1 rRNA gene is annotated in these 263 nt (G+C 56.7%); it reads left to right on the forward strand.

The annotated features are described in order from the left end of the window. Positions 1-263: ribosomal RNA gene (locus ACTHTA_RS11505) — 16S ribosomal RNA — on the forward strand; the annotation flags it as partial.

Raw genomic sequence — 263 nt, forward strand, 5'->3', positions numbered from 1 at the left:
CCTACGGGTGGCAGCAGTCGAGAATTTTTCTCAATGGGGGAAACCCTGAAGGAGCGACGCCGCGTGGGGGATGAATGGCTTCGGCCCGTAAACCCCTGTCATTTGCGATCAAACCTTACGACCTAACACGTCGTAAGCTGATAGTAGCGGAAGAGGAAGGGACGGCTAACTCTGTGCCAGCAGCCGCGGTAATACAGAGGTCCCAAGCGTTGTTCGGATTCACTGGGCGTAAAGGGTGCGTAGGCGGTCGGGTAAGTCTGACG

Origin of the sequence: Neisseria sp. P0013.S005, from assembly GCF_051958425.1 — a bacterium.
Lineage (GTDB): Bacteria > Pseudomonadota > Gammaproteobacteria > Burkholderiales > Neisseriaceae > Neisseria > Neisseria subflava.